Source organism: Humibacter antri (genome assembly GCF_054777235.1).
The window spans coordinates 65,724-87,222 of record NZ_BAAHAW010000001.1 but is presented as its reverse complement, the minus strand read 5'-3'; the positions used below and the strand labels follow the sequence as shown (position 1 = coordinate 87,222).

13 protein-coding genes are annotated in these 21,499 nt (G+C 66.0%); 4 read left to right on the top strand and 9 right to left on the bottom strand.

What is annotated here, in order from left to right:
* Positions 1 to 88: 88 nt before the first annotated feature.
* From ACYVDK_RS00360 to ngcE, 4 genes are all read right to left on the bottom strand, one after another.
* Positions 89 to 1,414: a hypothetical protein gene (locus ACYVDK_RS00360; RefSeq protein WP_460516298.1), complete on the bottom strand. Its 1,326-nt coding sequence runs from the start codon at positions 1,412 to 1,414 to the stop codon at positions 89 to 91.
* Between the two features lie 198 nt (positions 1,415 to 1,612).
* A complete protein-coding gene (locus ACYVDK_RS00355; protein WP_460516295.1) occupies positions 1,613 to 3,568 on the bottom strand; it encodes an ADP-ribosylglycohydrolase family protein in 1,956 nt (651 codons plus the stop codon).
* A gap of 50 nt (positions 3,569 to 3,618) precedes the next feature.
* A complete protein-coding gene (locus tag ACYVDK_RS00350; RefSeq protein WP_460516477.1) occupies positions 3,619 to 4,626 on the bottom strand; it encodes a LacI family DNA-binding transcriptional regulator in 1,008 nt (335 codons plus the stop codon).
* Positions 4,627 to 4,819: 193 nt separating this feature from the next.
* Positions 4,820 to 6,199 (bottom strand): N-acetylglucosamine/diacetylchitobiose ABC transporter substrate-binding protein, encoded by a 1,380-nt coding sequence (gene ngcE, locus ACYVDK_RS00345; protein ID WP_460516292.1) that lies wholly within the window; start codon positions 6,197 to 6,199, stop codon positions 4,820 to 4,822.
* Positions 6,200 to 6,718: 519 nt separating this feature from the next.
* Here ngcE and ACYVDK_RS00340 point away from each other — a divergent pair.
* Positions 6,719 to 7,720 (top strand): LacI family DNA-binding transcriptional regulator, encoded by a 1,002-nt coding sequence (locus ACYVDK_RS00340; RefSeq protein ID WP_460516289.1) that lies wholly within the window; start codon positions 6,719 to 6,721, stop codon positions 7,718 to 7,720.
* Between the two features lie 191 nt (positions 7,721 to 7,911).
* Complete coding sequence (locus tag ACYVDK_RS00335; RefSeq protein WP_460516286.1) at positions 7,912 to 8,694, top strand: nucleotidyltransferase domain-containing protein; 783 nt, start codon at positions 7,912 to 7,914, stop codon at positions 8,692 to 8,694.
* Between the two features lie 51 nt (positions 8,695 to 8,745).
* Here ACYVDK_RS00335 and ACYVDK_RS00330 read toward each other — a convergent pair whose 3' ends face one another.
* From ACYVDK_RS00330 to ACYVDK_RS00320, 3 genes are all read right to left on the bottom strand, one after another.
* Entirely contained in the window at positions 8,746 to 9,651 is a 906-nt protein-coding gene (locus ACYVDK_RS00330; protein WP_460516283.1) for a carbohydrate ABC transporter permease, read from the bottom strand.
* Positions 9,648 to 10,580, bottom strand: a complete 933-nt coding sequence (locus tag ACYVDK_RS00325; protein WP_460516281.1) for a carbohydrate ABC transporter permease — start codon at positions 10,578 to 10,580, stop codon at positions 9,648 to 9,650. Before ACYVDK_RS00325 ends, ACYVDK_RS00330 begins: the two co-directional genes overlap by 4 nt.
* Before the next feature lie 85 nt (positions 10,581 to 10,665).
* Entirely contained in the window at positions 10,666 to 11,997 is a 1,332-nt protein-coding gene (locus tag ACYVDK_RS00320) for an ABC transporter substrate-binding protein (RefSeq protein ID WP_460516278.1), read from the bottom strand.
* A 269-nt stretch (positions 11,998 to 12,266) separates the two neighbouring features.
* Between ACYVDK_RS00320 and ACYVDK_RS00315 the strand changes: the two genes are divergently transcribed.
* Both ACYVDK_RS00315 and ACYVDK_RS00310 read left to right on the top strand, forming a co-directional pair.
* Positions 12,267 to 15,008, top strand: coding sequence for a glycosyl hydrolase family 2 protein (locus tag ACYVDK_RS00315; RefSeq protein ID WP_460516275.1), 2,742 nt, complete (start codon positions 12,267 to 12,269; stop codon positions 15,006 to 15,008).
* Entirely contained in the window at positions 15,005 to 15,856 is an 852-nt protein-coding gene (locus tag ACYVDK_RS00310) for a dihydrodipicolinate synthase family protein (RefSeq protein ID WP_460516272.1), read from the top strand. Before ACYVDK_RS00315 ends, ACYVDK_RS00310 begins: the two co-directional genes overlap by 4 nt.
* An 86-nt stretch (positions 15,857 to 15,942) precedes the next feature.
* On the opposite strand, the gene ACYVDK_RS00305 is transcribed toward ACYVDK_RS00310, so the two are convergent.
* A complete protein-coding gene (locus ACYVDK_RS00305; protein ID WP_460516269.1) occupies positions 15,943 to 18,207 on the bottom strand; it encodes an alpha-L-rhamnosidase in 2,265 nt (754 codons plus the stop codon).
* Between the two features lie 139 nt (positions 18,208 to 18,346).
* On the bottom strand, positions 18,347 to 21,262 hold the full coding sequence (locus ACYVDK_RS00300) for a family 78 glycoside hydrolase catalytic domain (RefSeq protein ID WP_460516266.1): 2,916 nt from the start codon (positions 21,260 to 21,262) through the stop codon (positions 18,347 to 18,349).
* Positions 21,263 to 21,499: the final 237 nt, after the last annotated feature.

Below are 21,499 nucleotides of genomic sequence, written 5' to 3'. Positions count from 1 at the left end.
CCACCCGAACACGGAAGGGGTGGGCCTCGCCATTGGAACGATCACCGATCGGCCTGGCCGAAACCGTGATCGCCGACTGTTCAGCCGGTCACGCGCCGATGTGGCGAATTCGGTACAGGCGGCCTTGCCCTGGCTGCAAGCTGAAGCTGATCTGAGAGGTGTGCCGAACCATTCCGCCATCTCCCGAGACCTCCGAAATGTTGAACCGGCCGTTCAACGTCAGCGCACCGTTAGCCGATGAGGTGTAGTCACGGTTGACGAGCATCAGGTACTCGTTTGAGCCGTGGCCCTCGAAGCGCCCGATGATCAAGCCGGCCGGGGCATCGGCGACCAAGTCCTGGCTGTTCAGATCATCGTCGAAGGGGTTGTTGACCTTTCCGGTTTGGTAGACACCCGACGAGGTCAGACCGATGAGCAGGGGGCCCCAGGAGGCAACGGTTCGATTGATCTGGGCCGTCCCTTCGTAGAGCTCGGTCTCTTGAAGCGTGTTGAGATCGATGAGGCCGCCGGGAACCTCGAAGTACGAGATGGCGCGTGCGCCGTAGACAAGCGACGTGAACACCTGGAGTCGTATCCTGTCGACCGTCATCGTGCCGAGCGCCAATGTGTTCACGTCGCCGACGGACTGGATGTACGACCATATGCCCACGTTCTTCTCGAGTGCTTTGCGTCGCGCGTACCCCAGGGTCAGGAAGTAGTTGGTGTCCTCCAATGCCATGCCCTTGTCGATCTCAGGGAACGGGTAGTAGTCGATTCCCATGAGCTGGAAGTCGATCGTCGACGCGTAGTCGTCCAGGTATGAGGTCCATTCCGCCGTGGATCCGAACGGCCCCCATGTGTACTGAGGCAGTGCGCCCATGAGAGCGAGTTTGTCGGGAGCTTGCTGACGAAAGGCGGCCATGAGCTTGCCGGCATTGGCGATCTCGCTGGCGGGCGGCTCATCCCACACGCCGTACCCCAGCAGCGACGGATGCCCGCTGTAGATCTGGATGGCCTGGGCCACCGCTGCCGGAGTGTCGACACCGACGATGATGTTCGAGAAATTGCTGAAGAGATTGCCCTGAGCCGAGGTATCCGCCTCTTCGTTGGCGAGAATCTTCAACCCCGTGGTGTCGCCGACGGCGAGCGCTGCGAGCGAGGCGTCGCGGCTTTGGAATGCCAGTTCGGTGGTGTTGAGGCCGAGCTTCAGAAGCATCGGCGCGAGTGTCGGGAAGTTCTTCGGATCGCCCCACAAGCCCTCGAAGCTCGAGATGATGAATTCGCGCTGTCGCCAACGCCCCAGCGGTCGGCTCGGTGCGGCGGAGGCCGCCTCAGCGCCGAGGCCCGCCATGATGGGAACGGCGATCGCGCCGCCGATGAATCCTCTTCGGCTCAAAGCGGGGTGGGGCAGGTCGTTCTTCGTTGGGATCTTCATTGATCTACATGCCTTTCCTGTTGATGGATTTCGATCTGTCGGCCTTCGGTACTCGAGTCACCGAAGCATGAGGCCGGAGTCGTATCCGGCGGTTGTGGTTTTCGGGGACCGAGCACCTGGTTGAGACGTTTCACTTCACCGCAACGATCGCGCCCATATGTCAATCGGCAGTGATTCCGCAGCGGATGGACCCCGCTTCTATCGGTCCCACGGGAATCGTGTCCACTCCAACTGCGGAAGGCCGGAATGCAGGGCATCGGGCGAGCTCACCAAGAAGTGGCATTCTGGTGTGCCTGCTGTGGCGACGAGTTTGATGAGGATCTCGTTCCAACCTTCATTCAGTTCGGTCGTGACATAGGTTGACTTGTCGCCCCGATAGTCGTGTCGGATGGGTTCGCTTTTGGTGTCAGAGAAGGTTGGGCGATTGTTGACCCACAGCTTGACCGGGCAGGTCGCGTCGACGCCCATCCAGACCTTCATCGCTGAAGGGGCTCGGAGAAAGGTCTGCAGATAGCGGAAAGCGGGTGTTGGAGTCGAGGGAATTGGCAAGGCGTCGCCCATTGCGTATTCCGTGGCCCACGTGCCCGTTCGGGAATTCTCCTCTAAGGGATCGGCGAGGTCGGTCGACTCGGGTCCGGCCGTTGCGTTCAACAGATCTTCGACCTCGCTCGGCAACGGATAGGCGTCGGATACTCGTACCGCCCGGGCGCCCACCAAGACGACCGGGGCGGAGGATGCCTGGGGGCGGCCAGGCGAGATCATCGCGAGGAAGAGCCGATTCGAGTTCTCGACGTGGATCGCCTTCGGCACATCGACGCTCAGCTTCAGTTCGGCTGAGGCGCCGGGCTCGATCGTGGTGGTGACCGATTCGCCGGCGCTCCACCCCGGTGGGGTGCTCAGCGCGACATCGAGCGCGACGGGATCAGCTGCGCGGTTTGTGAGAACCGTTGTTATGTGCTTCCGAACTCCCGGCACGACGACCGGATCGTCGCAGTCGATTGCCACGGCGATGTCGTCACCGCCGTAGTCGACGCGAGTCGCAGGTTGACGTACGAGCGCCATGATCTCGGCATCGGCAAAGAGGTCTTCCTCGCATACGGTGGTCGAAGATGCGTTGTCGAGAACCCCGTGAAAGGCCAGGACTCGCCTGGCCTGAACGCGGATACGGGCGACGAGCTCGGCTATGGTTTGCGGCGCAGGGTTGGGACCGTCCGAAAGGTGACGCACTCCGCCCCAGCTTTCGTTTGTCGCGATGGCCCCGCCCAATGGCTTCGTCCAACGCTCAGGCAGCGCCCGAGCTCCGGAGAGAATCCCGAGGTAGCTCCCGAGTGTCGCTCCGGTGCAGTCCGTGTCATAACCGCAGTTGACTGCTTTGCAGAGGGAATCACCGAAGTCGGTACCGTAGAGCAGCCCGATGACCTGGAACCCCATGTTGATGGGGGAGTATTGCGCGTTGTAGTGCGGAGTAGCCTCCAACACCAGATTTCGTGCCGATTGCCAGCTCACTCCCGCGGCGTGGGCGGTCATTGCCGCACGGATCGCCGCGTACGTCTGGGTGTCCTCGGGTACGTACGACAAGCCGATCTCGAGGAGCTTCGGGACGTCGCCGACCACGAATGCCGCCGATTCGATGGCGACATTGAACAGCTCGCCGTAGACGGACTCGCCCCCTGCGTGATCGCAGATCGCATCCATGTATGCGTAACGTGCGGCGATTCGAGGATGCCCGGGCGCGACGCATGCCCATATCTCCGACCGTATTGGACACCCCATGCAGTCACGGAACCAGTTGTTGTGAAAGCCGCTGGCCGGCGGGTAGAGGCCGAGGCGAAGGTTCGTCTTCGATAGCCCATACTCATCGAAGTTGTAGCCCACGTGGTCCAGCCAATAGCGTCCGAGGTCACGGGCGTTGAGGCCCGGGCCGACCTCTTCGAGCGCCTTGAGCCACACCAGTTGGAGTTCGAGATCGTCGTTCGGCATCCCACCTTCGTCGGGCAGCTCCGGGTACCACCAGACGTCGAAGAGTTCGCGTTGCCCATGCTGGCGCTCCAAGGGCGTGCCGAGCGTGCCGCCGCAGTTCTTTCCGGTCCAGCAGCCGGACAGCTTGTCTTCGAACCTGTCGCTATCGACATCGAGCTTGGCCAATTCATTCACCTTTCCAGGGTGGTTCGACGTTTTCCGGATTTTGAAGATCAAGCGCCGCGTCACGCTGCCGGACCGGTTGACGATCGTGTCACGAGCGTGCAGGGAAGGATCCGTTCAATCGGAGCGGAGGGGGCCCCGCCCCTGAGCCTTTGCAGAATCAGATCGGCAGCGGTTCGACCCATCTCTGACTTGGGTTGGGCAACGGTCGTCAATGGGGGGACCGCATGTTGTGCGAGATCGACATCGTCGAATCCCACGACGGAAAGTTCGTCCGGCACACGGATGGCGGACGCGAACGCCGCTTGAAGAACACCCAGGGCGACCGCGTCGTTCGACGCAAAAATGGCGGTGGGCGGCTGACCGAGTTGCTCGAATGCCCTCGCCGCACGAAACCCTGTGGCGCGGGTGAGCGGTCCCTTGTAGACGTAATCATGGTGGAACCGAATCCCGGCCGACGTGAGCGATTCTCGGTATCCGAGCATGCGGCCGCTGGTCGTCGTGGACTTCGACTCATCGGCGACGAACGCTATCCGCCGGTGTCCCAATTCGAGCAAATGCTCCATCGCAGCCTTGGCGCCCAACTTCGTATCCGTGCTGACCACATCTGCTGTCGGTGGGTCGAGACGCAGACCGATCCCGACGACCGGAAGGCCTTGTCTGCGCAAGTCGATCAACTTCGCGTTGAGTTCCGGTGATTCGGGAGGCGACACGATCAGACCGTCGATGCTGTGTTGCCTGAGCGTGTCGACCGCCCTCGTACGTTCTTCGGGGCTGTTCGCTGTGCAGATCACGAGAGTGTGCCCCTCTGCTGCTGCCCGGTCGTTGACAGCTTGGGCGAGTTCGGCGACGAAGGGATTGTCGAGGTCGGAGACGAGGAACCCGACAAGGCCTGTGCGCTTGGTGGTCAAACTCTGAGCTGCCCTGTTAGGAACGAAGTTGAGTTCGTTGATCGCTGTCTCAATTCGATGACGGGAGGCAGCTCCCACGTACCCGCGGCCCGACAGAAGGCGGGAAACGGTGCCCACCGAGACACCAGCTCGCTCCGCCACGTCATAAACGGTGACCATCGGCACTCACATCCTTCGCGTCTCTTGCAAGCACTGAACGACTGCGGCGGTGAGTGCGCCTTCCGAACCCGACACTCGATACGGCAGCCCCGGTGATGGGGTACTTGGGGAAGCGCGCTGCTGCCGCACAAGTTCCATCACTGCATGGGAAGGCAGCATTACCCGCCCGCCCATGCAGCGAAGGTCGTATGCGTCACTTGGATGCCGCGGCTTTGTCCGAGATCGCCTGCATCTGCTGCGTCAGCTGCGCAACGGTGGCCTGCCCGGACAGGAACGAGTTCCAGATCACGAGCTGGTCGGTGTTGAGACCGTACAGGTTGACGAACTCGTAGTCGAACACATTGCTACCAGCGGCGTCGAGCATCTTGGACTGCGAGACAAGTGCCGTCGATCCGAAACCGTCGGACGGCACCAGGCCCTTGACCACAGTGAGCGCCAGTCGGGTCTTGGTGAAATTCGTCGCGGAGTCCTTGGAGAGCATGGCACGCATGATCTCCTTGCCGCCTGCGACGTTCTTGCCCTTGGAGGGAACGATGTACGGCTCGCCGGCCGCGGCGCGCAGCGCCTCGTACGGCATCTTCGGGCTCGACGTCACGGTCGGCTCAGGAGCACCGGTCATCTTGAAGTTCGGCGCGGTCGCCTTCTTCATCTCGTTCTCGATCCAGGCGCCGGATGCGTACAGGATGGCCTGTTGGTCGTTGCTCCACTTCGCCTGCGCCGCCGTGAACTGCGTTCCGGCGCCACCGGGGATGAAGTAGCCCAGCGAGACGATCTTCTCCAGCGCGTTGAAGACATCCTGGATCGGCTTCTGCGACCAGGCGTTCTTCTCCAGGTTGTTGACCGAGTTCAGCACGTCCATGCCGCCCTCCTTGATGGCCGAGTCCAGAGCGAGCGTGAGCCAGTAGGTCGCAGCCTCCTTGCCCCAGACGAAGAGGTACTTGCCCTTCGCCTTCGCCTTGGCGCCCAGTTCGGTGGCCTCGTCCCACGTCTTCGGCGGGGTCCAGCCGTTCTCCTCGAACAGGGTGGCCGAGTACCAGATGGCGAACATGTTCATCACGTAGTTCATCGCGACGAACTTGTTGCTGAACGTACCCGGCGTCTTCGCGTTCGGGTACAGCGTGTCGGAGATCTTCTTGCCCTCGTAGTTGTTCGCAGTGAACACGTCATCGAGGGTCTCGAGGCTCGTCAGGATCGTGTTGAAGCCGATAGCGTTCGCGCCCGAGTTGTCGATCAGGTCCGGCGGGGTGCCACCGACGAAGCGAGGCTGCAGCGACTGCGCGATGTTCGTCTGCGGGGTGACCTTCGACTTCGTCTTCCACTCCTTGTCGACGAGGTTCGCCGCGAAGGTGACGTAGTCGTAGCCGTAGCCGCCGTTGAAGATCACGGCCTCGATGCTCGAGCTCTCCTTGATGCCGAACGGGTTCGACGACGACGCCGCGCCCGTGCTGCCACCGCCACTGCCACCGCTGCTGGAGCAGGACGCGAGCGAGACAGTGATCGGGACGGCGACCGCGGCGGCAAGCGCGCCGCGCAGGAACATGCGCCGGTCCAGGGACTTCTTCTCGATCTCCATCAGGATCCTTTCGTTGTTCGTTCGCTTCTCGTGCGTACGGTTCTGGTGCATTACCTTGGGGCGCTTCATTGCGGGCGACGCGGCCTTTGAGAGCGGCTATGGTTCGGACCAATCGAAACGTTTCAGGCAAGCGCTGCCTTAGTTGTTCCGACATCTCCCTGAGCTACGGGAATCGCTCGACCCGACTCCGGTCTTCGAGCCATCGCGGCCAGGCAAGCCAACACTGTCCGAGTCGCCCTCCGTACCCTTGCCAATGCCGGCTATGCCACTGGAGAGATGCGGTGTTCGCGATGTGTAACCGGTAACACATCGCGAACATACCACGTTCTCGCCTGACGGCAAATCCGTTTGCGTGAACTTTCTCGAACGGGTCTCGCGAGGGCGACGAGTCTTCGCCCTCGCGGCGCGTAGTGCGTCATTCGCCTCCAGCGGCCTGCGTGAGATGATTCGTTTCAGTTGTTACGACGATGCGTCGGACGTGTAGGCGCAGGCGTCTGTCCGGGCGTCAGGAGGTCTCTCATGGTCAGTGTGCGCGACGTCGCGATCGCGGCCGGCGTCTCGGTGGGCACCGTCTCGAACGTGCTCAACCGTCCCGAGCGCGTCGCGGCGCCCACGGTGGAGCGCGTCAACGCGGCGATCGCCGATCTCGGATTCGTGCGCAACGACGCGGCACGTCAACTGCGGGCGGGCCGCAGCAGGAGCATCGGCTTGATCGTGCTCGACGTGGGCAACCCGTTCTTCACCGATGTGACGCGCGGTGCCGAGGGCCGGGCATCCGAAGAGGGATTCTCGATCCTGCTCGGAAATAGCGACGAGGCGACGTCGCGCGAGAGCGCCTACCTCGACCTGTTCGAGGAGCAGCGGGTGCACGGCGTGCTGATCAGCCCGGTCGCCGACGATCTGCCGAGGCTGCGCAAGACGCGAGATCGGGGCATCCCCGTCGTGCTCGTCGACCGCGAGGCGCCGGACCGCAGCTTCTCCTCGGTGGCCGTGGATGACGTGGCCGGCGGCCGCAGCGCGGTGGAACACCTGATCGAGACCGGCCGCCGCCGCATCGCCTTCGTGGGCGGCCCCGACTCGATCAGGCAGGTCACAGACCGTCTCTCCGGGGCGCGGATCGCGGCATCCGAACGTGCCGGCGCAGCCCTGGAGTACGTGCCCACCTCGTCGCTGACCGTGCGAGCGGGCGCCGAGGCGGGAGCCGCACTGCTGGCGCGTGAGGCATCCCGGCGTCCGGATGCCGTGCTCGCCGCGAACGACCTGGTGTCGATCGGCGTGCTGCAGGCGGCGATCGCAGCGGGCATGCGCCCGCCCCACGACCTCGCGATCATCGGCTACGACGACATCGACTTCGCCGCAGCCGCCACCGTTCCGCTCAGCTCGATGCGGCAGCCGGCCGCACTCATCGGTCACACCGCCGTCGACCTGCTGCTCGGCGAGGCGGAACAGGGCGAGGGTTTCGAGCCGAAGCAGATCGTCTACCAGCCCGAGCTCGTCGTGCGGGAGTCGACCGCCGGCTGAGCCGGCCCGCTCGCTCTCCCGCTCGTGCCCGCTCCCGCGCATGCGCGATCGCGACCGCCCTGCGACTGCGCCACTTCTCACGGATTGCGCCAGAAGAGGTGGCGCAATCCGGGACACATGGCGCAATAGCCGGCGGCGCCCTGCGGCCGAACCAGCCGGAGGCGATCACGGACATCACGAAAGGAACCAACATGGAGCACCACGACCGAGCACTCGTCGCGTACATCGACGGCGTGCGACGCGATCCCGACGTGCTCGCCGTCATTCTGGTCGGCTCTCTCGCCAGGGGCTCCGAGCGCGAGGACTCCGACATCGACGTGTACCTCGTCGTCACTGACGAGCGGTTCACCCGCGAGACGGATGTCGGCAGGTTCGCGTGGACCGACCGTCACGGCCTCGACTACCCCGGCTCGTACATCGACGTCAAGGTGTCGAGCCCCTCCTACCTGCGAGCCGCGGTCGAGCGCGGCGACGACCCGACTCGCGCGTCTTTCGCCGGAGCCCGCGTCGTGTACTCCCGCGAGCCCGGGTTCGACGAGTTGGTGACGAGCATCTCAGCGCTTCCGGATGCCGCATGGAATGAGCGCGTGCGATCGCACGTCGCGCAGGCACGGCTTTACGGTGGCTACTTCCTCGTGCAGGGAGCTGAACGTGGCGATGAGTTCCTCGTGCGCCACGCATCCGTACACCTCACGCTGGCCGCCGCGCGTGCCGCGCTCGCCGCTGCGCACGTGCTCATGCCCGGCCCCAAGTACATCGCGAAACTCGTGCGGTCCGTGCCGACTCCGGACGGCTTCGTTCCGGCGTGGGACCGCGCCGTGCGTGAGCCAGGGCAGGAGAGCGCCTCCGACCTGCTGGATCAGTTGATGGAGTGGCTCGGCGCCGGGGTCACGCCCGACGAGGCGCTCTCGACGTTCATCCGGGACAACGAACTCACGTGGCTGCGGGGAGGCGCGCCCGCCGAGTACTTCTGATCGGCTTCCGGTCGGCGCGGTCGTGTGTCGGCCCGACCGCGCCTGCGCCGATCATCCCTTCACGGCACCACTGGTCATGCCGGCCACGATCTGACGGTTGAAGAAGATGTACATGATCAACGGCGGAATCGTGATGAGCAGGATGTTCATGAACAGCAGGTTGTACTGGCTCACGGCCTGGCTCTGAAAGTTGTAGAGCGTCAGCTGCACGGTCGGGTTGGCGCTGCTCGGCAGGAAGTACAGCGGTCCCGTGAAGTCGTTGAACACGGCGACCGCTTGCACGACGACGACCGTGATGACCACGGGTCGCAGGAGCGGCAGGATGACCTGGAAGAACAGCCGCATCGGCCCGGCTCCGTCGATGATCGCCGCTTCGTCGAGCTCGCGGGGGATCGTCGCGACGAACGCCCGGAACAGAAGGATCGAGAACGAGAGCCCGAGCGTCGCCTCGATCAGGATCATGCCAGGCAACGTGTCGAACATCCCGATGCCCTGCAGCACCCAGATGGTGGGGACGACCGCCGGCGGCACGATGAGGCCGGCGAGCACAAGGAAGTTGACGAGCGGGTTGAGCCTCGTCTTCCTTCGGTGCAACAGGTATCCGCACATCGCCGAGAAGACGACCATGATGGCCACGCTCGCGATCGTCAGGATGAAGCTGTTGATGAAGGCCGCCAGCAACTGATAGTTGTTCGTCTGGATGACCTCGAAGAAGTTCTGCCCGACCTGCCAGGTGCTCGGAAGGCTGAACCCCATGAGTCCGGCCTCTTTCGGGTCCTTCGCCGCCTGTAGCACGACGAAGATGAACGGCACCAGGAACACGACGATCGAGACGAGGATCGCGATGATTCCGACGAGGTACTTCCTTGCGAACCGGCGGGCGGTCATGGGACGCCGGGGCGGATGCAGACGCCGGCCGCTCCCGGGAGCTGTGGTGATGGCCCTGGTCGCGGTCACAGGTCCGCCTCCTTTCGATTGAGGAACCATTGAACGGGGAGCATGATCGCGGTGACGACCAGGAAGAGGATGACGTTGCCCGCGGTGGACAGGCCGAAGAATCCGGCCTGGTACTGCTTGTAGATCACGGATGCGATGACGTCGCTGGAGAAGCCCGGCCCGCCGTTGGTCATGGCCCAGATCAGGTCGAAGGATCGTAGACCGCCGATGAGCGAGAGGATGATCACCGTCGCCATCGCAGGCCGCACGAGCGGGAGCGTGATGTTGCGGAACACGTTCCACGACCCTGCGCCATCCACCCGGGCTGCTTCGAAGTACTCGGAGGGGATCGCGACGATGCCGGCCATGAAGATGAGCGTGGCGATTCCCACGCCCTTCCAGATATCGACGCCGGCGACCGTCAGCAGGGCGAGGTGGGGGTCGGTGTACCAGCCGGGTTGCGGGAGGTGGAAGAACCCGAGCACCTGGTTGACCACGCCGTGGAACGGGTCGAGAAGTGCCTTGAACGTGAGGCCGACGCCCACTGTCGAGACCAGCACAGGGAAGAACACGACGGCCCGCAGATAGCCCCGACCGTAAGTGGCGCCCGTCAAGAGAAGGGCGAGCGCAAGGCCGAGCACGACTTTGGCCGCCGAGGTGACGAAGCCGTAGATGAACGTGTTGACGAAGCCCTGGGTGAGTGCCGGCGTCTGGAAGAACTGCACGAAGTTGCCGAAGCCGATGAACGTCTGATTGAACAGGGTCCACCTGGTCAGGGCGAAGTAGAACGACGAGAACGTCGGCAGCGCGAAGAAGATCAGGTACAGCACGCCCGCCGGGATATAGAACCATGACGGATACGGGCTACGGATTCCGTGTCGATCGCTTCTCGACCTGCGCGGTGCCCTCGTCGGGGCGGCCGGGTCGATGGTCATGGATGCGGTGGTCATACGCACTCCCTTGCTGAGAGAGCGGGAGCCGACGATATGCGACGTCGGCCCCCGCTCTCGTTGAATCCTTACGGCAGGGGGCGGATCACCAACCCTTGATACCGAGCTGCTGAGCCTGAGCCTTCACGTCCTGGTCGTACTGCTGCGCACCCACCGCCGCGGTCGTCGTGCCGGAACCGACGCCGATGAGGATGGTCTCGAGGTTCGGCCCCTTGATGGGCGAGAGGAACTCGAGCGCCGGGCTGGCCTTGTCCTCCTTGATGTAGGTCTGCACATCCTTGATGAAGTCCGGAGCGTTCGACGGGAGCTTGCACGCGCTGGTCGCGTACGGGCCCGCCGCGGCGCCCGTCTGGTTCTGGATCGTGCAGCCCTGAGACGAGTTGGCGAATGCCACGAAGTCTTTCGCGGCCTGCAACTTGTCGCCGGTCGTCGTGCTCGCGATATACAGCGCGTTCGGCTCCCACAGCGTCAGCGATGTGTACTTCGCGTCCGGTGACGGGATCGGGAAGACGCCGATGTCGTTCATGTTGCCCGGGTTGTCCTGCTGAACCGTTGCCATGGCGCCGGTCAGCATCGGGTACTGGGCGCCCTTGCCGGTGGCGAGCGCATCCATCGCCTGGGCATTCGTCATCGAGGCGTAATCCTTGTTGACCAGCCCATCGGCGACGATCTCCGACGTGTGCTGGAAGCCCTCGAACGCCGGAGGATTAACGTACTTGGCGTTGCCTGTGTTGTTGGTGTAGTTCTTCGCCCAGCTCGGATCCTGCTTGTTGATGTTGGCGAAGTCGCCGAGCACCAGAAGCTGGCTCGTCCAGGTGTCGCCGTACGACTGAAGGATCGGCGCCACGCTGGGATCGGAGGACTGGATCTTCTTGCTGTTCGCGATGAACTCGTCCCATGTGGTCGGGATCGAAAGGCCGAGCTGCTGATAGATCTTCTTGTTGTAGAGGATGCCGCCGGCTTGAGATGTGGCCAGTGGCGCGCCGTAGATCTTGCCGTCGACGGAGACGACCTGCTTGAAGTTCTTGTCGAGGTCGTTCACCCAGCTCTCGCCGCTGAGGTCGACCATGCTGGTCTTCGGGTTGAGCGCCTGGAACAGCGAGCCTGAGTTGTAGTGGAAGACGTTGTCCATCGTCTTGGTCGACAGCTTCGTCTTCATGAGGTTGTCGCCCTGAGTCCCGGTGGGCTGCGTGTCCATCTTCACGTGCACGTTCGGGTACTTCTTCTCGAACCCGGCGATCAGCGCCTTGCCCTGGGCGGTGTCGATTGCATCGTTTCCGGTGAGATAGGTGATGGTCACCTTGGCGCCGGAGTTCGAGCCGGTGCTTCCGAAGCCGCTGCAGCCCGAAAGCGTAAGGGCGACGGCGGCGACTGATGCGGTGGCCACCAGGGCGCGCCGCAGAGGGGAGAACTTCATCCCGTTACCTCCTTGTAATGCGAGTCGGTCCGTTCCGCTCGCCACGGGGAATTCTTCGAATGGCAATTGAAACCATTCAATAACTCGAACCATACGGTGCTCCGAAGGGGGTGGTCAAGCGTTAACCATCTTTGGTCGTCACGATCCGGTAACCGTTCGTCGAGGTCGAGGGCGCCCGTTGACCTCTGGCGTGAATCGTTTCATGATGGAGAGCGCTTACCCGGATGTTGTACTTCGGCGCGCCGTTCGACTCACGAAGGAGAGAGCCCATGACGACAGCCGCAGACCTCCTGGCGGGATTCGCCGCACCGGCACCTGAGGCGAGACCCATGATGCGCTGGTGGTGGTTCGGACCCGACATCGAGCGCACCGACATCGTGCGCCAGCTGAAGGCGGTCGCCGATGCCGGGCTCGGTGGGGTGGAAGTGGCGTACGTTTATCCGCTCAGCCGGGTCGAGCATCCGTTCCTCTCCGAGGCGTTTCTGAGCGATCTGCGCTTCGCGGCCGACACTGCGGCATCGCTCGGCCTTCGGTTCGACCTCACGCTCGGCAGCGGATGGTCGTTCGGCGGACCGCACATCACGGCCGAGACCGCCTCGCGTCGGCTGATCTGGGACGTGCGCGAGATCGGCGGCGACGAGCTGCGTATCGGCATCGAGTCGCGCTGGCCAGGTGAGGAGTTCGTTGCGGCGTACCTCGGCGAGGGCTCTTTGCAGGAGCCGCCGGTCTCGTTCGATCGGCTCGGGACAGGAGACGGCGCCCTGCTCGTCGGCGCAGGACGCAGCCCGCGGCTCGTCGCGATCGCGTGGTCGGTGCCGACCGGGCAGCAGGTCAAGCGTGCGGCGGTCGGAGCGGAAGGGCCGGTGCTCGACCACTACTCGGCCGTTGCGGTGCGCGACCATCTTCGGGCGGTGGCCGATCCGCTCTTCGACGCGGTCGGTGGCGAGCGGATCGGATCGGTATTCTGCGACAGCCTGGAGGCTTACGACGCGGACTGGACGCCGGGGCTTCAGAACGCGTTCCGAGCGCGACGTTCGCGCGATCCGCTCGACGAGCTCTGGAAGCTCCGCTTCGAGGCAGTGGGCACGGATCGGTTCCGCGCCGAGTTCTACGAGACGCTCTCCGACCTGTTCGAAGAGAACTTCCTCGGCATCATCCGCGAGTGGGCCGCGCAGCGCGGTGTGCCGTTCCGGGTGCAGAACTACGGAGTTCCGCTCACCCGGCTCAGCGCGTACCGCCGGGTCGACATCATCGAGGGCGAGGGATGGGGCTGGCGAGGTGTGACGCAGACGCGGTGGGCGGCATCCGCCGCGCACCGTCTGGGTCGCGACATCGTCTCGGCCGAAGCCTGGACCTGGGTGCACTCGCCGTCGCTGCGCGCGACTCCGCTCGACCTCAAGGGCGAGGCGCACGAGCACTTCCTGCTCGGCGTGAACCACCTGATCGGGCACGGGTGGCCGGCTTCGCCGACCGCGTCGAACGCCAGCGCTGAGCCCGGCTCAGACTCCGGCGCGAAGCCCGCGTCCCCGCCGAGCGCTGGTCTCGGGAGACTGTTCTACGCATCCGGGGCGCTCGACGACCGCAACGCGTGGTGGCCGGCCATGCCGGCGCTCACCGCATATCTGACCAGGCTGTGCTGGCTGCTCCGACAGGGCCGGCCGGTCGCCGACGTGACGCTCTACCTGCCGTCCGCCGACGCGTACAACGTGCTCGGACTCGCCCAGGGCGGATCGCTCGACCTGTGGCGCACTGCGCGGGCGATCATCGGAGATGCGATCCCGGCCGCGATCCGCGACGCCGGCTTCGACTTCGATCTCGTCGACGACCGGATGCTCGAAACACTCGATCCCGCCACAGTCGCGTCTACGGGCCCGGTGGTGCTGCCGCACGTCGACCGTCTGCCCGAGAGCGCGCGCGCCTGGCTTCGCAACGTGTGCGCGGCCGGGGGTGTCGTGATCGAGGTGCGACCCGAGTTCGCCGCGTCGTCGCAGGGGACCGGTACGGCGCTGCCGGAAACCGAAGGAAACGCCGCCGCCGACGTGGCAACCGAACCGGCGTCGGGCTGGCGCGTGGTCGCCGATGAGGAGCTTGGGGCCGAGCTCCGCGCCGATGCGACCCCGGACCTCCGCATCGAGCCGCCCTGCGCCGACATCGGGTTCGTGCACCGTCGCATCGACGGCATCGACGTCTACTTCGTCGCCAACACGGGCGTTCACACCCGCCGGTTCTCGGTGGCGCCGCGTGCGACCGGGGCGAGCTGGCAGCTTTGGGACCCGCAGAGCACACGCGTGACCGACGAGGGCGAGGGGGCTGTCGCCCCACTCGAGTTGGCGCCCTACGAGGCTGCCGTGCTCGTGCTCACTGATGAGCACGCGGGTCAGAACGCGGCAGCCGCGCGGCCACCGGAACCCGGCGGGCGGACCAGGGGAGAGCATCCGCTCGGCGTCGAGGGAAGGCCGTGGACCGTGACGTTCCCCGGCGACGATGCGGCCCCCGTCGTGCTTCCGCACGATTGGACCGACGACCGCCCACGCTTCGCGGGCATGGCGACGTACGAGCTCGTGTTCGATGCCGGCGCCCTCTGGGGTGACGAACCGCCCGCATGCGCCGAGCTCGATTTCGGTGACGCTGCGCCGGTGCGCGTTGGTGACGGGGCGGAGCGCGGAATGCGCGGGGCATCGTTCCGCGCCATGGTGGAGCCGCCCATCCGCGAGATCGCCGTCGTCGCGTTGAACGATGTGGAGTGCGGCACGCTCTATGCACCGCCTTATCGTCTGGAGGTGACCGAAGCGCTCCGCCGAGGCGACAACGTGCTGCGCATCAGCGTCGGCAACGCGACGGCCGCAGCGCTCGCCGCGCCGGATGCCGTGCGGCGTCTCGAGGCGGATGTCGCGGCATCCTACGCGCGATACGGCGTGCGGTTCCGCATGCAAGACGTCGAGCACGCCGCCGACGGGCTGCGGTCGGGGCTGCTGACCGTGCCAGTGCTGCGCTGGGAGGCTTCGGCATGATCGAGTTGGTCTGCGCGCCGATCACGCCGTTCGGTGAAGACGGCGAACTCGACGTGCCCGGCACCCGAGTGCTGTTCGAGGCGATCGGGGCATCCGGCGTGCACGCCGTCTTCACACCGGGCACGACGGGCGAGTTCACGGCGCTCGACGACGGCGAACGGATGGCGGTCATCGAGTGCGCGCTCGACGTTTTCGGCGCGGACGGCGTCTACGCGCATGTCGGCGCCGCGACCGCGCGGCAAGCGGTTGAGATCGCTCGGGCGGCTTACGGCCTCGGAGCGACACGACTGGCCGCGATCACCCCGTTCTACCAAACGGCCGGACCAGTCGCCGTCGCCGACTACTATCAGCAACTGACCACCGCTGTGCCGCAGGCCGAGTTCTACGTGTACGTGTTCCCGGCACGTGCCACCACTACGGTGTCCCCGCTCGAGCTGGCGGCGCTGGCAGGCATCCCTGGCATCGTCGGGGCGAAGATCTCCGGCCTCTCGACCGTACAGGTGATCGAATACATCCGGTCGGTGCCTGCGGGGTTCCGCGTGCTCGCCGGGAACGACGTCGATCTGGTGCGCCTGGCGGCCGCCGGCGGTGCCGGTGTCGTCTCCGGGGTGTGCGGCGTGTTCCCGGAGCCGTTCGTGGCGGCCGCGGCTGCGCTCAACGCAGGGGAGGACGCGTCATCCTTCCAGCCGGCCATCGATCGCGCCGTCGAGTCGGTCGGCGCGGGCGACATCCGTCTGCTCAAGGCGTCCGCAGCGATGCGCGGCCTGCCTGCCGGCCCGTCGCGCGTGGCGCTCGACCCACCCACCGAGGCGCAGCTCGCAGCCCTGCGCCGGGAACTCGCAGGCTGAGTCGAATCGACTGCGCCACTTCTCGGTGTCTGCGCCAGAAGGGCCGGCGCAGACGCGAAGAAGTGGCGCAGTCAGGATCGCGGGCGTCAGGATGCCGGTAGCCGCACGGTAGCCGTCGTCCGCCCGGAGGTCAGTGGTCGGTCCTCCTGCCCGGGAAGGCGGAGTGCGCCTGTCACGCCGTCGGGCAGCTCGGCATCCACTGTGAACTGCCCGTCAGCCAGCGTCCAGTGCACGGCGACGCGGCCGTGGCGCGTCTCGAGCGCGGTCTGCACGTCGGTGAGGCCGCCACCGGGCTGCGGCGCGACCAGTACGGAGGAATAGCCGGGCGTCAGCGGGGCGATCCCGCCGACGACGCGGTGCATCCAGTCCGCGACGGCGCCGAGCGCGTAGTGGTTGAAGCTGGTCATCTCACCCGGGTTGATGGTGCCGTCGGGCAGCATGGAATCCCAGCGTTCCCAGACCGTCGTTGCGCCCATCGTCACCGGGTACAGCCACGACGGGCATTCGCGCTCGAGAAGCATTCGATAGGCATCCTCGACGTGACCGGTCTTGGTCAGGGCATCCGTGATGAACGGTGTGCCGGCGAAGCCGGTCGAGATGCGGTAGCCGGCCTGCTGGGCGAGCTCGGCGAGACGACGGCCGGCGAACTCCTCGTGCTCGGGGCTGAGCAGCCCGAACACGATGGCCAGCGAGTACACCGTGGTGCAGTCGCTCTTCACCACGCCCTGCTGGCCGACGTACTCGTCGTTGAACGCCTGATGCAGACGGTTGGCGATCCGGTCGAACTCGGCGTGCTCGTCGGGCAGGCCCAGCACCTCGGCCACGTCGGCGACGATGCGGGCGGAGCGGTAGGCGGATGCCGTGGCGACGACGCCCTTGTCGGCCTTCGCGCGTGCCGGGTCGTCCGGCGGGGCATCGGGGTCGAGCCAATCGCCGAACTGGAAGTTGCCGTCCCAGACGCCGTTCGCCGAGAGCAGGGACTCGACTCGGTGCACGTGGGATGCCATCGACCCGAACTGGCGCCGGAGCACGTCGGTGTCGCCGTAGGCCTGGTAGAGCGTCCACGGCACCCAGACCGCGGCGTCGCTCCAGATCGCGGTCGCATCGATCGGACCGGACTCACTCGGCCGCTCGCGGTCGGCGAACTTGAGCACGTCGGGAATGACGAATCCGACGATGCCGTCGTGGTGCTGCTGCTCCAGGTCGAGGTCGACGAGCCAGTCGGAGAGGAACGAATCGACGTCGAAGAGGAAGGCCGCGGTCGGCGCGAAGGCGGCTATGTCGCCGGTCCAGCCGAGACGCTCGTCGCGTTGCGGGCAGTCCGTCGGCACGTCGACGAAGTTGCCGCGCATGCCCCACACCACGTTCCGATGGAACTGGTCGAGCAGCGGATCGGATGTCGTCATGGTGCCGATGCGCGTCAGCTCGGAGCCGATGACGACGGCGGTGACGGCCGCGGGATCGAACTCGCCCGGCCACCCGCTGATCTCTGCGTAGCGGAATCCGTGGAAGGTGAACGTCGGCTCGAACTCGTCCTCGCCTCCGCTGAGGATGAAGCGGTCCGTCGCCCGGGCCGTGCGCAGAGGGCGCGTTCCGAGTTCGCCGTGCTCGAGCACTTCGGCGTGCCGCACTGTGATCTCGGCTCCGGCGGGTCCCTGCGCGCGCAGGCGCAGCCATCCGACCAGGTTCTGTCCGAAGTCGAGAAGCGTCCTGCCCGACGGCGAGGTGATCACCTCGGCGACCGGAAGCTCGTTCCAGCGCTTCACGCTCGGACCGATGTAGGGGGCGAGCAGCGAGGTGTCGAAGTCGACGGCGTGCACGCCCACCCAGTCGTCGGCGGTGAATCCCGGGTTCTTCCACGCGTCTTCGAGGCGCCGCGCGTCGATGGTCTCACCGTCGTACAGATCGTTGGCGAGCACCGCGCCCGGGCCGCTCGTCCAGTCGTCGTTCGTGGTGACGAGCTGGTGGCTGCCGTCGGCGAACTCGATCTCGAGCTGCGCGAACGCGCTGAGCTCCGAACCGTAGAACCAGCCACGGCCGCTCCAGCCGAGACGCCCGCCGAACCAGCCCTTGCCCAGCGCGAGGGCGATGGCCGTGTGATCTTCGATCAGCCCCGTCACGTCGTATCTCGCGTAGCGGAGCCGCCATTCGTAGCTGCTCCACCCCGGCGTCAGCACGTCGTCGGAGACGGCTCGTCCGTTCAGCCAGGCCTCGACGATTCCCCTCGCGGTGAGCGTGAGCGTGGCACGGGAGACCGCTCCGTGCCCCTTCTCGAGGTCGAACTCGGTGCGAAGCAGCGGCGCTGAATCGAAGTCCGAGTCGGGCGCGATCATCTGCGCGTGCCATGTCATGGTGTATTCACTCTTTCTCTGTGTGCGTTGCTCGGTGTGTTCGTTGTTCGGTGTTGTCTGTCGGGCTTCGGCCGTGCGCTCCTGCGGAGATCCGGCGCCGGTGCCGGCGGCGGGTCGCGGGTCCGTGACGGCGTGTCGCTCAGAAGTTCCGCCGGAGCGCCGGAGCTCGCGCCGTGACGAGCGGCCGGGCATCCAGCCGATGCATGCCGTGACCGAGCGTGCGCCGGCCCGCTGCGGACCATCCCTCCGGCAGCTCGACATCGACGCTGATGCCGACCGGAACGGTCACGGTGACCGAGGCGCCGTCATCCCGCCGGCTCCACTCGACGGCGAGACGGCCATACGGCGTGTCGACATGCGCGCGGCACCTCTCGAGCCGACCGTCGAGATCGGGTGCGATGCGCGCCCGGCGGTAGCCCGGCTCGATGAGGTCGATGCCGGCGATGCGACGCATCATCCAGTCGACGACGCATCCGAAGGCGTAGTGATTCATCGAGACCCGGTCGACGGTGCCGTCCTCGTGCACCGCGTGCCACGTCTCCCAGATGGTCGTGGCGCCGTGCTCCACCTCGTACAACCACGACGGCGCCGTGTCCTGGTGCAGCAGCGTGCGGGCGAGGTCGCGGTGACCGTTCTCCCACAGCACGTCGAGCAGGTAGGGAACCGAGACGAATCCGGTGTCGAGGTGGTCTCCGGCCTCGTGGATCAGCGCGACCAACCGGTCCACCACGCGTTGCCGCCGGTCGGCCGGTACCGCGTCGAAGGCCAGCGCGAGCACGTAGATGCCTTGCAGGTCGGGGCGGATGCGGCCATCCGGCTCCACATACTCTGCGACGAAGGCGGCGCGCACCTTCTGCGCGTGCTCACGGCAGGCATCCGCCAGCCCGTCGTCGCCGAGCTCGGACGCGGCATCGGCGAGCAGGTCGAGCGAGAGCAGCTGGAAGAGCGGGCCGGTGAGCTCCGCGGTGAGTCGCGGGGCGTTCATCATCGCCTGGAACTCGTCGTCTCCACCGACAAGGGTCGAAGGCGCGAGCCAGTCGCCGAAGTTGAACGGGCCGTTCCACAGCAGTGCATGGTTCGCTCGCTGCCGGTCGGCGAGTGCGGCATCCTGCAGTCTCGGGGGCAGCACGTCGGCGGCGCTCGCGGTCTGGTGGTCGACCCAGGCGCGCATGGCTTCGAGGTTGTCGGCGAGGAAGCGGATGTCGCCGTAGTGCCGGTACAGCGCCCACGGTGCGATCGTGATGGCGTCGCCCCACCCGGCCGCCGCCCGAATGTCGAAGAGGCCGTCGTCGGACGCCACAGGATCGTCCATCGCGGGTGGTAGCGGCACGATGATGGGCACGACGCCGTCGTGGGCGCGCTGGTCGATCCGCACGTTCGCCAGCCAGCGGTCGAGGAACGCTGCGACACCCATGAGGGTCGCGGCGGTCGGTGCGAAGATCTGCAGGTCGCCGGTCCATCCGGCACGTTCGCGCTGCGGGCAGTCGGTCGGCACTGCGAGGAAGTTCGAGCGCTGCGACCAGACGGTGTTCTCGACGAGTCGGTCGAGGCGGGCATCCGACGAGGAGAATGACGCCGTCTGCTCCAGATCGTTCGCGATCACGACGGCGGTGAAATCCTCCGCCCGGGGATCGCCGGGGTAGCCGACGAGCTTGACGAACCGGAACCCGTGGAACGTGAACAGGGGCTCCCATGTCTCGCCGTGCGGGTCGCCCGCGAGCACGTACTCGTCGGCCTGGTCCTTGTTGACGCCGAGGATGTTGTCGAGAAAGTTGCCATCGGCATCCACGACCTCGGTGTGCTCTAGGCGCACTACCGTTCCCGCGTCGCCGCGCACGGTCATCCGCACCCGGCCGGCGATCACCTGGCCGAAGTCGAGCACCGTCTCACCGGCCGGGGTGGAGAGGATGCTCGCCACCGGCAACTCCCGCACCCGCCGGATCGGCTCCCCGGTGAAGGGCACCAGTGCCACGGCGACCTCTTCCGCATTCGCAGGCAGCACGCGGCCCGCTTGCCACGCCGATGCGTCGAAACCGGACGCGTCCCATCCGTCGACGGCAAGCCGCGCGTCGTGGCGTTCGCCGATGAAGATGTCCGACCAGTCGATCGGCCCGCGCGAGCTGCGTACCGTGTGGTCGGGAGTCACCATGGTCGTTGAGCGATCCGCATACTCGACCTCGAGCCGCCATGTCGCCCGCAGGATGCGCCCGTACTGTGTGCTGCGGCCGAGGATCGAGATGCGACCCGCGTACCAACCGTCGCCCAGCACGACGCCGAGCACGTTCTCGCCGGCGCCTAGAAGCCCGGTGACATCGTGTGTGTGCACCGAGATCGCGTGCTGGTAGCTCTCGTAGCCCGGCGCGAGCAGACCGTCACTCGCCGGTACCCCGTTGAGTGACGGCGCGTTGACCCCCTGGCTCGTGATGTGCAGGCGCGCCTTCAGGGGAACGGCGTCGAGAGTGAACGCCTGGCGCAGATAGCGGGGCGGGTGCAGCCGCGTGGCCGGAGGACCGGCAACGGCTGCTTCGGCGAACGCTTCCGGCCCCAGTGCCAGCGGACCCTCCTCGACCACGGGCTCCTGCTGCGGCTCGAACCACGGGGAGTTCCACGAGTCGAGACCGATGCCGAACGATCCGCGTGCGTGCAGCTCTTCGGCCGGGTCGTGGTGGGCGGCGGGCTCGGCGTTGCCCGTGGGCTGGGCGTCGTGGGTCCCGTTGCCGGGCTCGTGCGCGGCGGGGTGATGCCGGGTGCCGCTGGTGTCGCCACTGGTGGTGCCACCACTGCAGCCGAGGCGCACGGAGAGCTCCCACCCGTACTCCGCTCCGGGTACGCCCTCGAAGCCCGGCACGGTGACGGTGACCGAGCCAGCGGATGCCACCCACCCGGTATCCGCGACGACCTCGCCCTTCGAGGTGCTCACGACGATGCGGTACGCCTGCTGCGCCACGGCCTCGGAGTCGCTCGCCTCGATCCACCACGCGAATCGCGGCGTGCGGCGCGCCAGGGCGAGCGGGCTCTCGAGGTGGTCGACGCGCAGGTGGGTGAGGTGGGGCATCCGATGACTCCCTTGTCATGTGTTGGTCGCGAGGCGCGTTCCGGGTTCGGGTAGCAAAAACTGCCCGCTTTCGCCTTGTGAAAGCATCCTGAAACGATTCAGATAACTCTTTCGAACCTAGGCCGCAAGCGTTGCGTCGTCAACCGCGGACACCGTTCGGGTCGCCCCGCCGGCGGCGGCCGCTCGAGGTTTGTTTAACGCCGCCTCGGGTCCTCGCCATCTCATGCGCCCGCCTTC